Below are 20,198 nucleotides of genomic sequence, written 5' to 3' on the forward strand. Positions count from 1 at the left end.
ACAGGTGGTTAGGTAGAGAATACCAAGGCGCTTGAGAGAACTCGGGTGAAGGAACTAGGCAAAATGGCACCGTAACTTCGGGAGAAGGTGCGCCGGTGAGGGTGAAGCACTTGCTGCGTAAGCCCACGCCGGTCGAAGATACCAGGCCGCTGCGACTGTTTATTAAAAACACAGCACTCTGCAAACACGAAAGTGGACGTATAGGGTGTGACGCCTGCCCGGTGCCGGAAGGTTAATTGATGGGGTTAGCGCAAGCGAAGCTCTTGATCGAAGCCCCGGTAAACGGCGGCCGTAACTATAACGGTCCTAAGGTAGCGAAATTCCTTGTCGGGTAAGTTCCGACCTGCACGAATGGCGTAACGATGGCGGCGCTGTCTCCACCCGAGACTCAGTGAAATTGAAATCGCTGTGAAGATGCAGTGTATCCGCGGCTAGACGGAAAGACCCCGTGAACCTTTACTATAGCTTTGCACTGGACTTTGAGCTTGCTTGTGTAGGATAGGTGGGAGGCTTTGAAGTGGGGACGCCAGTTCTCATGGAGCCATCCTTGAAATACCACCCTGGCAACCTTGAGGTTCTAACTCAGGTCCGTTATCCGGATCGAGGACAGTGTATGGTGGGTAGTTTGACTGGGGCGGTCTCCTCCCAAAGAGTAACGGAGGAGTACGAAGGTGCGCTCAGACCGGTCGGAAATCGGTCGTAGAGTATAAAGGCAAAAGCGCGCTTGACTGCGAGACACACACGTCGAGCAGGTACGAAAGTAGGTCTTAGTGATCCGGTGGTTCTGTATGGAAGGGCCATCGCTCAACGGATAAAAGGTACTCCGGGGATAACAGGCTGATACCGCCCAAGAGTTCATATCGACGGCGGTGTTTGGCACCTCGATGTCGGCTCATCACATCCTGGGGCTGAAGCCGGTCCCAAGGGTATGGCTGTTCGCCATTTAAAGTGGTACGCGAGCTGGGTTTAGAACGTCGTGAGACAGTTCGGTCCCTATCTGCCGTGGACGTTTGAGATTTGAGAGGGGCTGCTCCTAGTACGAGAGGACCGGAGTGGACGAACCTCTGGTGTTCCGGTTGTCACGCCAGTGGCATTGCCGGGTAGCTATGTTCGGAAGAGATAACCGCTGAAAGCATCTAAGCGGGAAACTTGCCTCAAGATGAGATCTCACTGGAGCCTTGAGCTCCCTGAAGGGCCGTCGAAGACTACGACGTTGATAGGTTGGGTGTGTAAGCGCTGTGAGGCGTTGAGCTAACCAATACTAATTGCCCGTGAGGCTTGACCATATAACACCCAAGCAATTTGCGCTGAGGCCAAATTGTGGTGGTGAAGACGAAACGAACCGAAAGTTCGCGACGAACCACAAATATCGCATATCCGAATTGGCTGGCATGTCTGCAAGGACGTACTGGCAACCGAATTTCTTGACGACCATAGAGCATTGGAACCACCTGATCCCATCCCGAACTCAGCAGTGAAACGATGCATCGCCGATGGTAGTGTGGGGTTTCCCCATGTGAGAGTAGGTCATCGTCAAGATTCATTTCGCAAAACCCCTATCTGCGCGAGCAGGTAGGGGTTTTGTCTTTTCTTCCGTGGTAAAGAAATCTGGCGTGGGAGCGGGCGTATCGGAACGCCGCTCCCACGAATGTTCAGGCCAGGCTTCATCACTGCGTCAGTGGCGCTCGCCAAGCAGCGCTACCAACTCATTGAAGGCAGGACGGGCCAATACGTCGGCCTGCTGGCAGCGCTCAGCAAGTTGCTTCAGTGATGTGTCCTGCTCGTCGCAACACGCCAGCAACTCCTCGACAAGAATGCCAAACGCCCTCGTTTCCAGTCGTTCGAGTGCCGATGCCGCAAGACTTTGCCCCTGAGGGTGGAACGAGGCGGCACCGAAGTCGCCCAGCAGGCACTGGCCATTATCGTCGAACAGGATGTTGTGGGCATACAGATCACCATGGCTCAAGCCACGCCCATGCAGGTGGGCACAGACCGAGGCAATACCGCTGACAAGGCGACGCAGAGCCGGCTTGGTCAACTGGCGGTCGGCTGGATAGCGGTCGCGGGTGCAGCTGCCGAGGCTAGGCGGGCCGCCCAGGTTCGACCAGTGCGCGTCGATCAGTTGCATCACCAAGGCGGGCAGTTGATCTGGGTGATCGTCAATGCGCCCAGCCAGGCGCACCAGCTGTGGATGGTGGCCGGCGGCGATACAGGCGCTCATCTCCGCCAGTGGCGAACCGTCGCTGGTGATCGCGCCCTTGTACAGCTTGACCGCAACCGGTGCTTCCTGGCCGCGCCAGTGGGCGCGGTGAATCACTCCTGAGGCACCACGGCCGAGCTCTTCTTCCAGTTGGATGTCGTGCCAGTGCAGGGCGGGGCAATGGCCATCGGTGGCAGGTGCAACAAAGCCATAGGGCAATGGATTGTCCGCATAGGCCAGCCAGGCCAGGCGTGGCATGAGCAGCAACCAGTCGGGTAGGGCGCCCAGGCGGTTGCTGGCGATGCGCAGCAGTTCCAGGCGGTGGCAGTGCGCCAGGCTTGCCGGCAGATCGGTGAGGCGATTGCCGGCAAGCATGAGCTTTTGCAGGTGTGCGCAGTCCCCCAGTGCCTCGGGCAGCTGCTCCAATACGTTGTCGGTGAGCACCAGTGAGCGTAGCGAAGGTGGCAGGGCCTGGGCATCGACCCGGCTGATGCGGTTGCTTCTGAAGCCTACGGTTTCCAGGGCCTGGCAGCTGCCAATGGCGTGGGGCAGGTGGGTGAACTGATTGTTGGAGCAGAACAGCACCTTGAGCCGGTTCAGGCGGTGCAGGTCCTCGGGCAGTTCGCTCAGCCTGTTGCCGCTCAGGTCGAGCACTTCGAGGCTGTCGCCAAGTGCGAAGATCTCCCTGGGAAAATGGGTCAGGTTCTGGCAGAGATTCAGGCGTGTGATGCCGTGCAGGCGACCGGCACGCAGGTCTTCGAGGGTGTGCATGGGACTGTTCGCTAGACGTGGCTGGCCATTGTAGGCGCTCGGGTGCGGCAAATCTGCATATGGGTTGCGACTTAAGTCCGATGGCGGGCCGCCGCCCTCGGTCCATACTCAGGGTTCGCCCTTCAATAACAACAAGTACCGGGTTGCGAACCAATGACCTATCAGCACAGTTACGCCCATTCCATCTCCGACCCCGCCAGCTTCTGGCAGGCCCAGGCCGAGCAGCTCGCCTGGCAGCGCAAGCCGACCGTAACCTTGCAGCAGAACGCCGATGGTACCCACCGTTGGTTCGCCGATGGCCGCCTCAACAGTTGCTACCTGGCCCTTGACCATCAGATCGAGCAGGGGCGCGGTGAACAACTGGCGCTGATCTACGACTCGCCAGTGACTGGCGTGCAACAGGCATTCACCTATCACCAGCTGCGTGATGAAGTGGCTTGCTTGGCGGGTCTGTTGCGTTCGTTGGGGGTGCGCAAGGGCGATGGCGTGATCATCTACATGCCGATGGTGCCCCAGGCCGCCATGGCCATGCTCGCCTGCGCCCGCATTGGTGCGGTGCATTCCGTAGTATTCGGCGGCTTCGCCGCGAACGAGCTGGCCCTGCGCATCGACGATGCCCGGCCGGCCCTGCTGCTGACGGCTTCCTGCGGCCTGGAGTTCGACCGCGTGATCGAGTACAAGCCGCTGGTCGATCGCGCCCTGCAGCTGGCTCGCCACCAACCGCGGCATGTGCTGGTGTTGCAGCGCCCGCAGGCGAGCGCCGAACTGCAGCCCGGGCGTGATCTGGACTGGCAGCAGGCCTTGCTCGGGGCCGCGCCGGTCGCCCCCGTTGAGCTGGACACCGGCGATCCGCTGTACATCATGTACACCTCCGGCACCACCGGCAAACCCAAGGGTATCGTCCGCGAAAATGGCGGCAACGCAGTGGCGTTGTGTTATGCCATGCGTCATGTCTACGGCATGCGGGCTGGAGACGTATGGTGGGGGATCTCGGACGTCGGCTGGGTGGTGGGCCATTCGCTGATCGTGTACGGGCCACTGATGAGCGGGTGCACCACGGTGTTCTACGAGGGCAAGCCGATCCGCACGCCGGACGCCTCGGCCTACTGGCGGGTGGTGGAACAATATCAGGTCAATGGCTTGTTCTGCGCGCCCACCGCCATGCGCGCCATCCGCAAGGAAGATCCGGAAGGCGCGCTGATCCGCCGTCACAATCTCGATTCGTTGCGCCAGCTGTTCCTGGCCGGGGAGAAACTCGACTCCAGTACCCATGAATGGCTCGAGCGGGTCAGCGGCAAGCCGGTGCACGACCATTGGTGGCAGACCGAGACCGGCTGGCCGGTGACTGCGCCCTGTGTCGGGCTCGAAGGCAGCGCAGCGCGGCCGGGCTCGAGCAACCGGGCGGTGCCGGGGTACCACGTGCAGGTGCTGGATGACGAAGGCAAGCCGTTGGGGCCCAATCAACAGGGCGCTATCGTGATCGCCCTGCCATTGCCACCGGGTTGCAGCCAGACGCTCTGGGGCGATCACCAACGCTACCTGCAGGCCTACCTGCAGAGCTACCCCGGTTACTACCACACCGGCGACGGCGGCTACCTGGATGAAGACGGCTTCGTCTACATCATGGGGCGCACCGATGACGTGATCAATGTCTCGGGGCATCGCTTGTCGACCGGGGAAATGGAGGACCTGGTGGCGCGTCATCCGGCGGTGGCCGAGTGCGCGGTGATTGGTGTGCACGACGAGATCAAAGGCCAGGTGCCATTGGCGCTGGTGGTGCTCAAGGACGGGCAGGGCATTGGCGAGGCGCAACTGCAGGGTGAGTTGGTGGCGGATGTGCGCGAACAGATCGGCGCACTGGCCTGCTTCAACCGCGTGCGCCTGGTCAAGCGCCTGCCCAAGACCCGCTCTGGCAAGATCCTGCGGGCGGTGCTGCGCAAGATCGCCGATGGCCAGGCCTACACGGCGCCATCGACGCTGGATGATCCGGCGGTGCTAGGGGAGATTGAAGGGGTGTTGGCCGACTTGCCCAGGGCGGGGTGATGCCATCGCGGTGCAGCATCGCCTGTGGAGAGTCGGCTTGTCGTGGCGACGAACCGTGGCAAAAGGGCCGCCTGGCGGCCCCAACTGCTGGATGCCTTACGACTTGAAGCGCCCCACCAACCCGTTCAGCTCATCCGACAACTGTGCCAGCCTGCCAGAGTCGGCCTGCGCAGAGCTGGCCAGCCCCTCCACCAGTCGCGCCTCGTCGTAGATCTGCTGGATGTGCCGGTTGATCTCCTCGGCGACGCTGTGCTGCTCCTCGGCGGCCGCCGAGATCTGCAGGTTCTGGTCGCGGATCTCGTTCACCGACAGCTGGATACCCTCGAAACTGTCACGCGCGCTTTCGATTGACGTCACGCTGGCCCGCGACAGGTCCAGGCAGCTTTCCATCTTTTGCGAGACCTCATGGGTCTTGCCGCCGAGGGTGTTGAGCAATTGGTCGATCTCGCCGGTGGAATCGGCGGTGCGCTTGGCCAGTGCCCGTACCTCGTCGGCCACCACCGCGAAACCACGGCCCTGGTCGCCGGCCCGGGCGGCCTCGATCGCGGCGTTGAGCGCCAGCAGGTTGGTCTGCTCGGCGATGGCGCGGATGGTGCCGAGGATCTGGTTGATGCTGCGGCTGCCTTCTTCCAACTCGACCATGGCCTGGGACGACTCGCTCAGGCGCCGGCCCAGGCGATTGACGTTGTCGGTGGTCGCCTCGATCTGCTGCTTGCCCTCGGCCACCCGCCGGTGCCCATGTTCGGCGGCATCTGCGGCGCTGCTGCATGAGCGCGCCACTTCGTTGGCGGTGGCGACCATTTCGTTGAACGCAGTGGACACCAGCTCCACCGCCTCGCGCTGACGCCCGGCGGCCTCGTTCATGTTACCGGCCATCTCGCTGTTGCTGCGCGAGGCTTCGTGCAGGTTGGTCGAGGCCGCGCCGATGCGCTGGATCAGCTGGCGGATGGCGGCGAGGAACTTGTTGAACCAGCCGGCCAGCTCGGCGGTTTCATCTTTGCCCTGGACCTGCAGGTCGCGGCGCAGGTCGCCTTCACCCTCGGCGATCGACTGCAGGCCGGTGCTCACCTGGCCGATGGGCTTGACGATCACCCGCGAGAACGCTGCCGCCACCCCGGCGAAGATCAGCGCCAGCAGCACCACGATCACCGCCGTGACATAGGTCATGCGTGTGGCCGCGGCCATGACCTCGTCGTACTCGATCAGCCCGACGAAGCGCCAGCCCAGGCCTGGAGATGTCCATACATTTGCCATGTAGCGCACGCCATCGATCACCACCTCGGTGGCGCCTTGCTCGGTGGCGGCCAACGCCGCGTACGGCGCGCCGAGGTCCTTGAGCTGCTTGAAGCTGTGCCCGGCGTTGCGCGGGTCGACCAGCACGGTGCCGTCCTCGATCAGCATCACGTAGCCGCTGTCGCCCAGCTTGATGCTCTTGACCAGCTCGGTGAGGTTCTTCAGCGACACGCTGACCACGAACACGCCCTTGGCCTTGCCGGCCGCGTCGAGCAGCGCGCGGGCGGTGCCGACCAGGGCCACGTCGTCCTTGTCGTAGTAGTACGCGGCGGTGCGCACCGTCTTGTCCGGGCTGGCCATGGCGGCCTTGTACCAGGGGCGGGTGCGCGGGTCGTACTTGGCCAGCTGTGGGTCATCCGGCCATTTGGCGTAGCTGCCGTCTTCCAGGCCGATTGAAAGGATTGCCGCTGCCGGGTGAGTGGTGCCGTAGCGGGCGAAGGCGTCGATGACCCGTTGCGCAGCCTCGGGCATCGGTTGGCTGGCGGCATCGGCGCCGGTGTAGTCCTTGAGCGAGGTGACCGAGGTGTATACAGGATCCTTGGCCATCTGATCGACGTTCTGCAGCGTGCCATCAAAGAACTGGCGCATGTTGCCGTCGATCTGGCGAATTTCCCGGGTACTGCCGTCGAGGAACTGATCGACCGCCTCGCTGCGGATGTTCAGCACCGAAATCCCGCCAACCAAGGCGACCGGGATAAAGGCTACCAGTACGAAGGCCAGGATCAGTTTGTTTTTTATTTTCATCGTGACGCCCATCCGTGAGTGTGAAGGGTGTACATGGCCGCTTCGCTAGGGTGGTGGCCACTTGCTACCTTTTCTGTTTCGGCGGGCGGAATATAAACCTTTAGTAGATATTTCGTGTACAGAAAATTCAGAAATTGTCCTGACTTGGCGGGAAAGTAGCAAAGATGCGTAGGAGCGGGTTTGCCCCACAAAGAGGTCTGAGCTGTTGATTCAGGACGATTACTAAGACTTTCCCTATTTCATGTAGGACGTTTCCCAACCATGCTTTCACGGCCTTTCAGCTGTTGTTCTGGCCAGCCGCATTCCCTAATCTCGCCCTGTCGTTGCCAATTCAACGACCGGGTGTGCAAGCCCGAGGATGTGGTCCAAGTCGCTCAATGGCGGCTATACGTGGGAGGCCTTCGGGCCAGCCGGGTTCCTACTCCACGGTCTTGCACACCCGCGTATAGCTGCCTCCCTCGCGCTGAGCGAAAGCGGATATCGAAAGCTCCCATGGCTACCTTCAGTGATCGAGCACCTTGTGATAGGTCACGAATTCTTGCTCGGCCTCATACCCCAGCGATTCATACAGCGCCTGGGCGGCAAGGTTGCTCCTGGCGGTGTCCAGGCTCAACCGCTGCGCGCCCTCGGCCTGGAAGATCCCGATCAGTTGCTGCATCAGGTAACGGGCATGACCGCCCCTGCGGGCACGGGGGACGACGAACAGGTCATACAGCCAATAGAAGCGCTTCATCGCCAGCGAGCAAGTGGCCGGGTACAGCTGGGCAAAGGCGATGGCCTGACCCTCGTCGTCCAGCAGCAGGTAGATCCGTGAGTTGTCGGTTTCGAGGTTGGCCTTGAGGAATGCACGGGAAGCGGGGAGGTCATCCGCCTCCTGGTAGAACATCCGGTACTGGTTGAAGAGGTCCGCGGTGGCGTCCAGGTGGTGCAGATCACAGGCAATGACGTTCATGTCGGGGCTCGCTATCAGGTTGTCCAGCGCCTTTGCTGTGGGGGCGATCCTGCAGGATTCATGAAACACAGACGTAGGGATTCTGCTGCGCGCCGCAAAGCCGGAAAAGCAGGTCTTTGTCACGAGTGTTTGCCGACCAAGGGGGCTGCGGCTTGCTGGCGTCTATTCATGGCATTAGCATCCGCTTTCCTCACTCACGGCCATGCGCAACCTTTGGCCGACTCCAGGATCAAGGACGAATGTTGCCGCTGCTTTCCCGCTTCCTGCTGCACGCACTGGTGTGTGTGGCTTTTCCCTTTATCTTGAGCCTTGGCTTCGATCTCTACCGGCAGCATGTCGGCCCGCCGATGGCGCGAGGTGTCAGCGTCGGCTTGGCGACGATGCTGGTGTTCTACGCCTTCGTGCTCTTCAACCTGTTGATGGTGGCCATTCCAAGGGCGGCAGTTCGCTACTGGCTGGCGCTGTTGCTGGTGCTGCTGGTGCTGGCGTTCTTCAATACCTTGCACCCGTTGCGGGCACTGGGATTTGCGTTGTTGTGCGGTGGCTTGTGCGTGGTGGCCATCGGGATGACGCCACTGGTAACGTCGCTGTTGCACCAGTGCCGTCGGTGAGGGAGTTCAGCAGGCCAGCACCTGTCGTTCTTCGAGCCACTGTTCGAAGCAGATGAAGGTGTCTACAGCGGCTTCTACCGTCCGGGCCTGGGCGGTCGGCTCCGGGGTGGCGGCAGCCAGTCGCTCGAGGAAGCTGCGCCAGCGTGCGCCGGTCAGCGGGCCGTAGACGTCGAGGAACGCGCCGCCGTTGTCGGCGTCGATACCCAGGCGTTCGGCCATGGCCCGCTTGAGCACTTGGCCACCGAGCGTGGAGCCTTCCAGTACATACATCACCCCAAGCGCGCTGGCTTCGTCATTGATGCGAGGCAGGGCGTGGCACCAGGGCAGCGCTTCGATATCGATGGCCAGGGCGCCCAGGTCGCGTGACAGGGTGGGCGTCTTGTGGCGTTCGGCGCTCTGGTAGGCGCCCAGCAGTAAATCCAGCGGCGCATGAAAGCCATGGTAGGCCCCGAGCAGGTCGGCGTAGGCCGCGCGGTCGAAGCCCTCGCTGAAGAAAGGCAGCCGCGCTTCCAGCCTCTGGTGGCAGGCGCGGGTACCTTCGCGCAGGGCAAGCAGCAACGGGCTGACGGTAGCGGACATGACGGCGGCTCTGGTGTTAGGGCATTCGATACTGCCAGATCAGGTGGCGCAATCACCACTGCCGATTTTGCGCACCTGGCCCTTGAACTGTGGAATCATTGTGCCGCCTCTGGAACGAGGCTTTCACAGCCAAGACAGGAATGCAGCACGATGCGCGCAACAACATGGAACTGGCTGGCCCTGGGGCTGGCGTTGCTGCCGGGCCTGGCCGCCGCGGCGGAACCAGAGCCGGTGCCGGTATACCGGGAGATCAAGGACTGGATTGTTGGCTGCGACAACACGCGCTTCTGCACCGCGGTCCTGGCCGATCATCCGGAGCGGATGCGAGTGGGCATGCTGGTGCAGCGTGAGGCGGGCGCCTGGGGCAACCTGCACCTGACCCTGGTAGGGAGTACCGACTGGTCGGGCGAGCCCATGCTCGACGGCCAACTGCTGGTCGCCCCCTGGCGCATGACCCGCGGTGTCGAGACCACCCTGGAACTGGAGGGCGCCGATGCCTATGCCGTGTTGCGGCAATTGCGCAATGGCCAGCGCCTGGTGGACGACACCCGGCCAGGGGAGCGGGTGAGTTCGCTGCAGGGGCTGAGCGCCGCCTTGCTGCTGATGGATGCGGTGCAGGGCCGAATCGGCCACTACAGTGCGCTGATACGCCCCGGCGACAGCGTTGCCGATGTGCAGTTGCCAACTCCGGCCAAACCCCAGGTGCCGGCCTTTGTGGCAGCTACGGCCCTTGGCGCGCAGGAGCAAGCGGGCATCACCCAAGTGGTGATGGCCAAGGCGGCCGCCGAGGACCAGTTGAAGAACGAATACGATGTCGCTCCCAAGCTTGAGCTGCATGCCCTGGACGACCAGCATGCGCTGGCATTGCTCAGCTACAACTGCAACGACTTCCATTGCCTCTACGCGCTGTACAAGGTGTCGCGTGAAGCGCCTTACACCCTTGGGCCGCTGGAGTTCGAGGCGCCATCGAGCCCGGTGGTGATCAGCCGGATGCGCGACGCCATCGAGTTCTACCCTGGCAAAGGCGAGCTTCACAGCTATGCCAAGGACGACTACCCCGGCAGTTGCGGGGTGGAGGAAAGCTGGCGCTACGATGGCATGCGCATGCGCTTGCTCAGGCTGTCACGGATGGATCGCTGTGCGGAAGTGGGCACCGACAGTTGGCCGGTACTCTGGCGCAGTGAAGGTTGAACGCGTGAAGCGCACTTCAGGGATAACGCCATGGCAATGGATGAAACACCCGCGTGCGGCATTGCTGCTGACGCTCATGACGCCATCGGTCGGGCAGGCCGAGAGCGCCCAGGCACCGCTCGAAGCGGTGCCGATGTACCGGCAGATCAAGGACTGGGCGGTTGGCTGCGACAACACCCGTGCCTGCACCGCGGTAATGGCCATCGACGACGACCTGATGGCCGGGCTGCAGACCATCATAAGGCGCGAGGCGGGGCCACAGGGTGCGCTCGAACTGACCCTGCGCGTGGGTCCGGCGTTTGCGGAACAGGTGCTGCTCGATGGGCAGGCACTGTCGGCCAACTGGCAGCGCATCCAGCTTGAATATGACTTCGACCTGCTGCTGAAGGACGATGAGGCGCTGGCGCTCATACGCCGGTTGCGCAACGGTACACGCCTGAGTTCGTTGACCGAGGATGGCGAGCTGGTTGCGTCCTTGCATGGGCTCAATGGCGCGCTGCTGGCCATTGATGCCGTGCAGGGCCGGGTCGGGCATGCCGATGCCCTGGTGAAAGTGGGAGATGCGCCCGCTGCCGATGTGCCTGGCGCTCCCGATACCGTGGTGCTGCCACAGTTCGTTGCCGCGCCGCGCATGAGCGACGAGCAGGCCCATGAAATCGGCAGGGTGGTAAAAGGCCAGGCGAATGTCGAAGGCGATGTGCCAGGCATGAGCAACAGCCATTACGAGGTGCACCCGCTGGACGCAGCCAATGTCCTGGTCATTCTCAACGTGGGGTGCAGTGGCGAGTTCTGCGCCAATTACCTGTATCGGGTGTCCCGCACCGCACCCTACCAGATCAGCGAAATGGCCTTCGAGGCGCCGACGCCGTTGCTGGCGCCGCGTCTGAGTGGCTATGTAGCGTTCGATGCGCAGAGCGGTCAATTGTTTGCCGCTGACAAAAGCCAGGTAGAACGTGGTTGCGGGCTGATCCAGCAGTGGCGTTACGACGGTGAGCGCATGCGCCCCGAGCGCGTGGCCCGGCTCGATCGCTGCGGGTATGTGAAACCGCAGTTCTGGCCGGTGCTATGGCGTGCGCAGGAGCAGGTCGAGGCGAGCCGAGTGCCCATAGGCGCCGCTGACGCGCCGCATCGCCGGCAAGCCGGCTCCCACAGTTCAGCGTTGGCTGCAAATCATGCGCAGTACCTGTGGGAGCCGGCTTGCCGGCGATGGGCGCGTAGCGCCCTCTATCAGTGAGGTGTGGCTCAGAACGCCAGCTTGTAGCCGATCAATAGCAGCATGGTCGCCAGGCAAGGCCGCAGCACGCGGTCGGAAATACGCCCGGTCAGGTGGCTGCCCAGGTAGATCCCCGGCAACGAACCCAGCAGCAGGTAGCCCAGCAGTGACCAATCCATGTTGCCCATGCCGGCATGACCCAGGCCGGCCACCAGAGTCAGCGGCACGGCGTGGGCGATCTCGGTGCCGACCAGGCGGCGGGTGACCAGGAACGGGTAGAGCAGGAACAGCGCCACGGTGCCCAGCGCTCCGGCGCCGATGGAGGTGAGGGTGACCATCACGCCCAGTACCACGCCGGTGATCACGGTGAGGATGTTCAGGGTACGGTCACTGAGGTGGTAGTGGTCACCGGCATGCTTGCTGGCGAAGGCCTGCAGGCGCGATTTGAACAGGATCGCCAGGGCGGTGAGGATCAGCACCACCGCCAGGCCCTGCTTGATGATGGCGTTGAGCGCCGAGGTGTCGGTGTGCAGGGTGCTGAGGAACCACAGGGTCAGCGCGGCGGCCGGGACGCTGCCCAGGCTCAACCAGCCGGTGATCTTCCAGTCGATGTTCTTGTTGCGGCCATGCACCCAGACGCCGCTGGCTTTGGTGATGGCGGCATAGAGCAGGTCGGTGCCCACGGCGGTGGCCGGGTTGATGCCGAACCACAGCAGGATCGGGGTCATCAGCGAACCGCCGCCGACGCCGGTCATGCCGACGATGAAGCCTACGATCAGGCCCGCAAGGGTGAAACCGAAAGAACCTACATCCATACGCTACTCGACGCCCAGCTTGCCCGTGATCGGATGAGTGCCAGCATATAGATTTTTTTATAGCCAAATAGACTTGTTCGTTATTAGGTTATAACCACGCTGTGGCGGTACGCTCCTGAAAATCCACGGTTAACCAGAGTGGGTTTACCGGGAGCTGGCCCGCTCGACTGTCCCGGGTACGATTCAGCCAACCATGAAAGGAGCGTTCCATGAGCAATGACATCCAGCGTTTTCCCAGCAGCCTGCCGTTTCCTTTTTCCCGTGCAGTGAAGGCCGGGGGCTTCCTGTTCCTGTCCGGCCAGGTGCCGATGAGCGCCAGTGGCGAAGTGGTACGCGGTGATATCCAGACACAGACACGAGCGGCCTGCGAACGAATCGCCGAGAGCCTGGCAGTGAGTGGGGCGCGTTTCGACCAGGTAGTGAAATGCACGGTCTGGCTATCGGACATGAGCCATTTCGCCGGCTTCAACGAGGTCTACAAAGAGTTCTTTGGCGCAGCGCTACCGGTACGTTCGACGGTGGCATCGGCGCTGGCATTGGGGGTCGATGTGGAGATCGAGGTGCAGGCGTTCGTCGGCGAGTAAGGAGTAGCTGAAGAATACCTGCGCATTCGCCGATGTGATCGAAGATCGTGATCGTGGGGTGAGCCCGCTCCTGCACACGCACAGGAGCGGGCGGCAGGTCAGATGCGGAAGCTGCCCACCAGTTGCTTCAGGCGCCCGGCCTGCTGGCTCAGGGCGTCGCAGTGGCGCAGGGTGTCGTTGAGGTTCTCCACCCCTTGCTGGTTCAGCGCGTTGATCTGGGTGATGTCCAGGTTCAGGCTCTCGACCACGGCGGTCTGCTCTTCGGTGGCGGTGGCCACCGATTGGTTCATGCCGTCGATCTCGCCGATACGCTGGGTGACACTGGCCAGGCGCTCACCGGCCTCGTTGGCCACCTGAACAGTCTCTTCGCTGGAGACCTGGCTGGTGTTCATGGTGTGCACCGCCTCACGCGAGCCGACCTGCAGGCTGGTGATCATGCGGTGGATCTCTTCGGCCGATTCCTGGGTGCGGTGGGCCAGGTTGCGCACTTCGTCGGCAACCACGGCGAAACCACGCCCGGCTTCACCGGCACGGGCGGCCTCGATGGCGGCGTTGAGCGCCAGCAGGTTGGTCTGCTGGGAGATGCCCTTGATCACGTCGAGGATCTTGCCGATTTCGTCGGTGCTGGCGTTGAGGGTCTCAATCTGCTCGCAGGACTCGCTGATGCGCTCGGACAGGGCGGTCATGGCGCTGATCGCCTCTTCGACCACCTGGCGGCCACCGTTGGCCTGTTCGCTGGCGCCGCTGGCGTGCTGCGAGGCGTCGGCGGCGTTGCGGGCGATTTCCTGGGTGGCGGCGCCCAGTTCGTTGATCGCCGCGGCGACACTGTTGGTGCGCATGCTCTGCTCTTCGGAGCCGGTGAGCGAGGCATTGGAGGCGACCACGACCTTTTCCGACAGGTCATGCACCAGGCGGGTGGCCGAGGACACTTCGCTGATCGAGGCGTGGATACGCTCGACGAAACGGTTGAACGAGGTGGCCAGCTCGCCGAACTCGTCCTTCTGCTCGACGGTCAGGCGGCGGGTCAGGTCGCCTTCGCCTTCGGCGATGTCCTGCATGGCGCGGCCCATGGTGGTCAGCGGGCGCATCAGCACCGGGATCAGCAGGCCGAGCAGGCCGGCGATGACGGCCACGGCGATGAGCATGGCGATGATGGCCGAGGTACGGAACTGGCTCAGCGGGGCGTAGGCTTTTTCTTTATCGATCGACAGGCCGATGTACCACTGCGCCGATGGCAGGCCGTCCACCGGAGCGAAGGAGATGATGCGGTCCTTGCCATCGAGGCTGACTTCCTGGATGCCGGATTCGACACGCAGCGGCGAGCCTGGGTAGATGTCCTTGAGGTTCTTCATCACCCGGTCCTTGTCCGGGCTGACGATTACCTGGCCATTGCGGTCGACCAGGAAAGCGTGGCCAAGGCCGCCGAAGTCCACGGCGTTGATGATGTCGACCAGGGTGTTCAGGCTCAGGTCGCCGCCGACCACGCCGATCAGCTCGCCGCTGGACTTGGCCTTGACCGGCATGGCGATGGTCACCACCAGGCCACCCACTGCGGCCATGTAGGGCGGGGTCAGCATTGTCTGGTTGGCGGCCACGGCCTGGGTGTACCAGGGGCGCTGGCGCGGGTCGTAGCCGTCAGGCATCCTGGCGTCGGGGCGCTGGGTGAACAGGCCGGTGTTCTGGCCAAAATAGGTGAACTGGAAGTTGCTGGTGTACGACGGCTGGTCGACCAGGCCCGGCACGTTGCTGCCGGCGCCTTGCTGGGCGATGTCCTGGGCCAGGTTTTCCAGGACCAGGATGCGTCCGCTCATCCAGTTCTGCACGCTGCTGGCGGTCTGCGCGCCGGCTTGGCGCACCGACGACTCGATGTTCTGGCGGATGGTGTTGCGTTGCAGGTAGTCGTTGTAGAGGGTGAACAGGGCGAAGGCCAGTACCACGACGGCGCAGGCACTGAGCAGGATCTTGTGGCGGAATTTCAGGTTCATGTTTCGAGACCTTGAGCCAGTGAAAGGAGGGCGCCGCGTGCTTGTGGCACGAGTGGCGGAGCCTGTTGCAACGCTATCGGCCGAATCTGAAAAATGTTGAAAGACTAAATGTCGCAGTAGTTGGCCGAATCGACCTGCCAAGGTGACAAATCATTTCGAAGCCAACAGGCTCACCAACGTCCTGGCCGCCTGGCCGAGGGGTTGCTGTTTGAGCCAGAAGGCGTTCACCGGCAGTTGCAATTCGTTGCGGGTATTCTGAAATTGCAGGCGGACCAGGCGTCCGTCCGCAAGCAGCGGCGCTACCCGCGCCAGCGGCAGGTCGCCCCAGCCCAGGCCGGCCTCGACCATCTGCAGGGCCAGGTCCAGGCTGTCGGTGCGCCAGTGCGAGGTGCCGATCAGCGAGCGGGGATCGCTCAACGGCAGGTCGCGGCTGCACACCAGGATCTGGCGCAGGTTGACCAGGTCTTCGAGGTTGCGGATGCGCCCCTCGCGCAGCGCGGGGTGGCGTGGCGACAGGGTGGCCACCAGCGATTCCAGGGCGATGTGCTGGAAGCTGCGTCGCGGGTCCACCTGCAGCCCGGCGAAGGCCAGGCACAGGCGCACCCGGCCACTGTCGAGCAGTTGCAGGGCCTCTTCCTGCGGGGCGGCGAGCAGTTCGATATCCAGCAGCGGGTAGCGCTCGCCCAGGCGGGTGATGGCCCCGAGCAACGGGCGCTGGTCGATATCCGGCACCACGGCGATGGCCAGGCTGCTTTCCAGCCCACGCGACAGCTCCAGCGCATGCACTTCCAACAGCCCCAGTTGTTCGGCGATCAGCCGGGCATGGGGCTCCAGGGCCTGGGCCTGGGCGGTCGGGCGTGCCTCCCGCGACCCACGCTCGAACAGCGGGTAGCCAAGCTCGGCCTCGAGGTTGCCGATGGCCATGCTCACCGCCGAGGGTACGCGCCCTAGCGCTCGCGCGGCAGCCGAGAACGAGCCGCGGTCGAGTACGGCGAGGAACAGCAGGATGGTATCGCTGGAAAAGTTCATGGCAGTCTCCTTTCAGCAAATCTGAAAGCTGCCGACTTTTTCTGTCAAGCCTGTTGATGCATTCTGCGCGCCTTCGTCATATCCGCAACAAGGTAATCCCGTGCAAGGACTCAAACGCAAACTGGTCTACGTGACCTTCTATGAACTGATTGGCCTGTGCATGTCGACCCTGGGCCTGGCCTACCTATCCGACACCCAGGCTTCGCACACCGGCCCCCTGGCAGTGATGATCACCACCATCGCCATGGCCTGGAACCTCATCTACAACAGCCTGTTCGAGTGGTGGGAGAGCCACCAGGCCACCCGCGGGCGCAGCCTCGGGCGGCGGGTGGCGCATGCCATCGGCTTCCAGTTGACCCTGGTGGTGTACCTGATCCCGCTGATCGCCTGGTGGCTTAACATGACCCTTCTGGAGGCGTTGATGGTGGATCTGGCATTCATCATCCTGGTGCCGTGCTACACCTTCGTCTACAACTGGGCGTTCGACCGCATCTTCGGGCTGCCGACTTCGGCGCTGGCGACTGCCTGAACGTGCCACCTGCGCGGGGTCATGGCGGCAGGCGAATCAGCAACGGTTCCTGTGACCGGCTCCCGAGCAAGCTGTCCTCCACCTGCCCCGACAGGTAATACACCCCGGCCATGGCGCCGCTCTGGCGATTCTCCATCAGCTCCTGCCATTCCTGGTTCAGCGCCACATTGAGGATCACCCGCAGTTGCTCGACCATCTGCGGCTGTTCACGGTCGTGGGTGATGATGCCGTAGCCGGTTGCCGCCACCGAGATCAACGCCCCTGCCGCCTTGCCCACGGCCGCCGCGATGGCACTGGCGGCACCGCGTGGCGCCAGTGTGGCGCCAAGTTTCTCGCTGGCCTGGGTGGCCACCGACGACAATCCTGCCTCGGTCTGCCCGGGGGCCTTGGCGGCCTGTTGGTGCAGGTGCTGGCGCAGGGACTGCCAGGCCAGCTGTTGGTCCAGCGACTTGGCCCGCAGCAGTTGGTAAAGCGAGGCATTGCGTGCATCCGGCGGGCCCAGGGCGATGATCGGGATGCGGTTGAGGCGCTGGCTGAACTGCTCGGGCGGGGCGTTGTAGCGCTGGATGATGGTCGGCAGTTGCTGGCCGAGCAGTTGCAGGTACAGTTCGCTGGCGCGGTCGCGAATGCCCTCGGGGTTGATCTGTTCGGCCACCGGGTCGATGACCCGTTCGCGGTACTGTTCCTGCAGATAAAGGCCCAGGCGCTTTTCAGCTGGCTCCTGGCCATTGCCACTGTTCATCTTGTACCAGGCGACCTTGAGCGTGAGCCACTGCTGGGTCCAGTAACCGGTGAACCAGGGGATGAAGTCGTTCTCGGTGCGTTGCTGCACTTGCTCCTTCCACACGCGCATGGAACGCCGGGCGTAGTCGTTGGCCGAGCCCGCAGCGGCGACCGAGGCCTCGATGATGTCCTGGTCGATGCGCTGCCAGACGGCCGGTGGCAGGTTCTGCGGCGGGGGCGGGGCGGGTGGGCGTTTGCCGGCGCAGCCGGCGAGGGCCAGCAAGAGGCAGAGTGGAACCATCGCGAGGATCGATTTCACGCGGATTGCCCCCTTGGCGAGAGGCTGGGTGATTAACCGAAGTATAGGTTTGTCTTGAGGGTCTCATCGCGGGGCAAGCCCGCTTCCACGGCGAGCGCGTCAGCCCACCCGTTTCAGGTGCAGCAACGGGAACGGATCGCCTTGTCCATCCACCTCGCTGCGTCCGACCTGGACGAAACCCTGCTTGAGGTAGAACCCCACGGCCTGTGGGTTCTGTTCGTTGACATCGACTTCTCGTACGCCCAGCTCATCGACCACGTGGGCCAGCAAGGCTTTGCCGACGCCTTGGCCACGGCAGGCCGGGTCGACGAAGAGCATTTCCAGCTTGCCATCATGCACCCCGGCAAACCCCTGTATATGGCCGGCGCCGTCCGCCCAGGCACGCAGCTGGACAAAACCCAGGTACTGCTCGCGCACCAGCGGGCGCAGGCGCTCGATGTAGCCCGCGGGCAGGAAGTTGTGGGTCGCCCGCACCGAGGCTTCCCACAGATCGGCCAGCCGATCGTAGTGTTGCGCGCCGACTGGCGCGATAGTGAAGTTCATAGGCCCTCCCAGGCATTTTGGTAATCGGTTTTAGGGTACGGCATTGCGCTATGCTCGGCATTGCGTCCGCGAACGGGAGAGCCGCTGATGAATGTTGCCAAGGCCGACGCCTTGCTGCTGGTGGATGTGCAGTGCGCTTTCATGGAGGGCGCCGATGCGGTGCCTGGCCACCTGGCCTTGCAGCAGAGCATCGCCCGTTTGCTTGGCCGCGCCCGCCAGGCCGGGGTGCCGGTGATCTTCCTGCAGAACGACGGTGCGCCGGGCAGCCCGGATGCCCCGCACAGTGCCGGCTGGCAGCTGTATTTTCCGCCTGCACGGGGCGAGCACGTGCTGTTCAAGACCGAGGACGATGGCTTTCTCGAAACCGCTTTGCAAACCCTGCTCAACGACCTCGGGGCCCGGCGCCTGGCCCTGTGTGGCGTGCTCTCGGAAATGTGCCTGGCTGCCACTGCCCGTGCCGCGCTGCAAAGGGGCTTCGATGTGTTGCTGCCCCACGATGCCCACGCCACCTACGACGTGCCCCCCGGCCCTGGCGGCTCGCCGGGTGTGCCCGCCGCCCTGGCAGCCCGGGCGGCGGAGTGGTCGCTGGGGGACGAAGTGCAGATCCTGCCCGGCGTCGAGGCCGTGGCGTTCGCTTGATTCAGCCGGCCTGATCCAGATCGAGTTTGGCCTCGAGGCGGTCCAGATGTTCATGCATCAGGCCCAGCGCTGCCTGGCCGTCGCCGTTTTCAACCGCGTCGATGATCGCCGCATGTTCCTGCCAGGCGCAGTGCTCGCAGCAGGGCGCTTCGTAGCGGGCGATGATCAGCGAAGTCATGGGTACCAGGCCATTGAGAAAACGCGCCAGCGGCGCGTTGGCGGCCATCTGCGCCAGCTTCATGTGGAACTCGCCGCCCAGGCGAATGGCCGTGCAGCGTTCGCCGCGTTCATGGTGCTGGCGTTCGCGTTCGACCAGTTGGCGTAGTTGGCGGATCTGTGCCGGGCGCGCGCGCTGGGTGGCCAGGCCGATCAGCGTGGTCTCGGCCAGGCGCCGGGCGCTGAGCACCTGGCGCGCCTGTTCAGGGTCGGGGGCGGCCAGGTGCGCGGTGTGGCTGGGGCGCTGCACTACCACCTGCTGGTCGGACAGGCGCCCGAGCACCCGGCGGATCACTGTGCGGCTGACGCCGAAAGCATTGCCCAGCGCCTGCTCGGGCAGGGCGCTGCCGGGTGGCAGGCGTTGTTCGAGGATGGCATCGAACAGCCGGGGATAGATTTGTTCCGCCGACAGGCGGGTCTCGCCGGCACCGAGCAGGGCAGGCAGGCGGGGGGCGGCTTGGGCACAGGCGGTCATTGTCGCTCTCCTTCTTTGTTCAGTTGCCTGGTTGGTCGTCCGGGATGTTCAGGGCGATGCCCATACGCCGGCCTTCGGCGAGGATGTGCTGGCGCATCTGCTGGCTGGCCTTGGCGCTGTTGCGCTCGCGGATGGCGCGCACCACCGCCTCGTTCTCGCTCAGGCGCGCGGCCAGGTGCTCCGGCGAGTTGCGCAGCATGTCGGCGCTCTGCTTGAGGGCGTTGCCGGTCTGCTGCACGACGCTCTGGAAGATCGGGTTGGTGGTCAGCGCGAACAGCGCCTCGTGGAAGGCGATGTAGGCATTGATGCCAGCCTCGCTGTCGCCGACGTCGAGGGCTTCGCGCATGTCCATCAGGGTCAGGCGCAACTGGCCGATGTCCTGGCTGCCGGCCGATTGCGCCACCAGGCCGGCAATGAAAGGCTCAAGGGTGTAGCGCAGCTCGAGCACGTCGGCCAGGCTGGCCTCGGCGATGGTGTCCGGCTCTTGCGCCTGGCTGGCGTCGGCATCGAGCACCAGCACGCCCTTGCCCGGCATCGAGCGCACCAGGCCCAGGGTTTCCAGCACGATCACCGCCTCGCGCAGGCTGGGCCGGCTGATGCCCAGCTGTTCGGCCAGCTCGCGCTGGCCGGGCAGCATGTCACCGCTGCGCCACTGGCCACGGGCCAGGGCCTGGCGGAGTTTCTCCACCACTGAATTGACTACGGTCGAAGAGCTGATCACGGTTCGCTCCTTGGTTGACGCTG

Annotated in this window: 18 protein-coding genes and 2 rRNA genes (1 of these 20 running past the window's edge); 9 read left to right on the top strand and 11 right to left on the bottom strand. The window is 63.5% G+C overall.

The annotated features are described in order from the left end of the window. Positions 1-1,286, top strand: a 23S ribosomal RNA gene (locus tag LOY42_RS08890); it begins 1,608 nt to the left of the window's first position. 137 nt (positions 1,287-1,423) lie between these two features. After that, positions 1,424-1,539 (top strand): 5S ribosomal RNA (gene rrf / locus LOY42_RS08895). Between the two features lie 136 nt (positions 1,540-1,675). Here the strand turns inward: rrf and LOY42_RS08900 are convergent. Beyond that, positions 1,676-2,971, bottom strand: coding sequence for a leucine-rich repeat-containing protein kinase family protein (locus tag LOY42_RS08900; RefSeq protein WP_139669846.1), 1,296 nt, complete (start codon positions 2,969-2,971; stop codon positions 1,676-1,678). A 153-nt stretch (positions 2,972-3,124) separates the two neighbouring features. Here LOY42_RS08900 and LOY42_RS08905 point away from each other — a divergent pair, with 153 nt between their 5' ends. Next, positions 3,125-5,014 carry a propionyl-CoA synthetase gene (locus LOY42_RS08905; RefSeq protein ID WP_258600306.1) on the top strand — a complete coding sequence of 630 codons (1,890 nt, stop codon included), beginning with the start codon at positions 3,125-3,127 and terminating at the stop codon, positions 5,012-5,014. A 96-nt stretch (positions 5,015-5,110) separates the two neighbouring features. On the opposite strand, the gene LOY42_RS08910 is transcribed toward LOY42_RS08905, so the two are convergent. Both LOY42_RS08910 and LOY42_RS08915 read right to left on the bottom strand, forming a co-directional pair. Further along, positions 5,111-7,051, bottom strand: a complete 1,941-nt coding sequence (locus LOY42_RS08910; RefSeq protein WP_102685356.1) for a methyl-accepting chemotaxis protein — start codon at positions 7,049-7,051, stop codon at positions 5,111-5,113. Between the two features lie 502 nt (positions 7,052-7,553). Further along, complete coding sequence (locus LOY42_RS08915; RefSeq protein ID WP_139669849.1) at positions 7,554-8,003, bottom strand: GNAT family N-acetyltransferase; 450 nt, start codon at positions 8,001-8,003, stop codon at positions 7,554-7,556. A gap of 239 nt (positions 8,004-8,242) precedes the next feature. Here LOY42_RS08915 and LOY42_RS08920 point away from each other — a divergent pair, with 239 nt between their 5' ends. After that, entirely contained in the window at positions 8,243-8,614 is a 372-nt protein-coding gene (locus LOY42_RS08920; RefSeq protein WP_198753898.1) for a hypothetical protein, read from the top strand. A gap of 6 nt (positions 8,615-8,620) precedes the next feature. Here the strand turns inward: LOY42_RS08920 and LOY42_RS08925 are convergent, their stop codons facing one another. After that, the gene (locus LOY42_RS08925) at positions 8,621-9,193 is read right to left on the bottom strand and encodes a biliverdin-producing heme oxygenase (protein ID WP_139669851.1); all 573 of its coding nucleotides are present in this window, start codon (positions 9,191-9,193) and stop codon (positions 8,621-8,623) included. Between the two features lie 150 nt (positions 9,194-9,343). Here LOY42_RS08925 and LOY42_RS08930 point away from each other — a divergent pair, with 150 nt between their 5' ends. Further along, positions 9,344-10,384, top strand: coding sequence for a DUF1176 domain-containing protein (locus LOY42_RS08930; protein WP_139669853.1), 1,041 nt, complete (start codon positions 9,344-9,346; stop codon positions 10,382-10,384). Between the two features lie 4 nt (positions 10,385-10,388). Beyond that, complete coding sequence (locus tag LOY42_RS08935; RefSeq protein ID WP_258600310.1) at positions 10,389-11,618, top strand: DUF1176 domain-containing protein; 1,230 nt, start codon at positions 10,389-10,391, stop codon at positions 11,616-11,618. Between the two features lie 8 nt (positions 11,619-11,626). On the opposite strand, the gene LOY42_RS08940 is transcribed toward LOY42_RS08935, so the two are convergent. Further along, the gene (locus LOY42_RS08940; protein WP_110704593.1) at positions 11,627-12,412 is read right to left on the bottom strand and encodes a sulfite exporter TauE/SafE family protein; all 786 of its coding nucleotides are present in this window, start codon (positions 12,410-12,412) and stop codon (positions 11,627-11,629) included. A gap of 209 nt (positions 12,413-12,621) precedes the next feature. On the opposite strand from LOY42_RS08940, the gene LOY42_RS08945 reads away from it, so the two are divergent. Continuing rightward, a complete protein-coding gene (locus LOY42_RS08945; protein ID WP_139669857.1) occupies positions 12,622-12,996 on the top strand; it encodes a RidA family protein in 375 nt (124 codons plus the stop codon). A 98-nt stretch (positions 12,997-13,094) separates the two neighbouring features. On the opposite strand, the gene mcpA is transcribed toward LOY42_RS08945, so the two are convergent. Further along, positions 13,095-14,981 (bottom strand): methyl-accepting chemotaxis protein McpA, encoded by a 1,887-nt coding sequence (gene mcpA / locus LOY42_RS08950; protein WP_102685362.1) that lies wholly within the window; start codon positions 14,979-14,981, stop codon positions 13,095-13,097. A gap of 150 nt (positions 14,982-15,131) precedes the next feature. Beyond that, the gene (locus LOY42_RS08955; RefSeq protein ID WP_139669859.1) at positions 15,132-16,010 is read right to left on the bottom strand and encodes a LysR family transcriptional regulator; all 879 of its coding nucleotides are present in this window, start codon (positions 16,008-16,010) and stop codon (positions 15,132-15,134) included. A 100-nt stretch (positions 16,011-16,110) separates the two neighbouring features. Between LOY42_RS08955 and LOY42_RS08960 the strand changes: the two genes are divergently transcribed. Continuing rightward, positions 16,111-16,539 (top strand): PACE efflux transporter, encoded by a 429-nt coding sequence (locus LOY42_RS08960; protein ID WP_102685364.1) that lies wholly within the window; start codon positions 16,111-16,113, stop codon positions 16,537-16,539. A gap of 19 nt (positions 16,540-16,558) precedes the next feature. Here LOY42_RS08960 and LOY42_RS08965 read toward each other — a convergent pair whose 3' ends face one another. Beyond that, on the bottom strand, positions 16,559-17,563 hold the full coding sequence (locus LOY42_RS08965) for a hypothetical protein (protein WP_046854870.1): 1,005 nt from the start codon (positions 17,561-17,563) through the stop codon (positions 16,559-16,561). A gap of 117 nt (positions 17,564-17,680) precedes the next feature. Next, positions 17,681-18,124 (bottom strand): GNAT family N-acetyltransferase, encoded by a 444-nt coding sequence (locus tag LOY42_RS08970; RefSeq protein ID WP_139669861.1) that lies wholly within the window; start codon positions 18,122-18,124, stop codon positions 17,681-17,683. Between the two features lie 87 nt (positions 18,125-18,211). Between LOY42_RS08970 and LOY42_RS08975 the strand changes: the two genes are divergently transcribed. Beyond that, positions 18,212-18,763 carry an isochorismatase family protein gene (locus LOY42_RS08975; protein ID WP_258600312.1) on the top strand — a complete coding sequence of 184 codons (552 nt, stop codon included), beginning with the start codon at positions 18,212-18,214 and terminating at the stop codon, positions 18,761-18,763. Between the two features lies 1 nt (position 18,764). On the opposite strand, the gene LOY42_RS08980 is transcribed toward LOY42_RS08975, so the two are convergent. Both LOY42_RS08980 and LOY42_RS08985 read right to left on the bottom strand, forming a co-directional pair. Then, positions 18,765-19,454 carry a GntR family transcriptional regulator gene (locus LOY42_RS08980; protein WP_094011277.1) on the bottom strand — a complete coding sequence of 230 codons (690 nt, stop codon included), beginning with the start codon at positions 19,452-19,454 and terminating at the stop codon, positions 18,765-18,767. Between the two features lie 19 nt (positions 19,455-19,473). Beyond that, the gene (locus LOY42_RS08985; protein WP_139669865.1) at positions 19,474-20,175 is read right to left on the bottom strand and encodes a FadR/GntR family transcriptional regulator; all 702 of its coding nucleotides are present in this window, start codon (positions 20,173-20,175) and stop codon (positions 19,474-19,476) included. Between the last annotated feature and the right edge of the window lie 23 nt (positions 20,176-20,198).

The organism is Pseudomonas sp. B21-023 (assembly GCF_024749165.1).
Taxonomy (GTDB): Bacteria; Pseudomonadota; Gammaproteobacteria; order Pseudomonadales; family Pseudomonadaceae; genus Aquipseudomonas.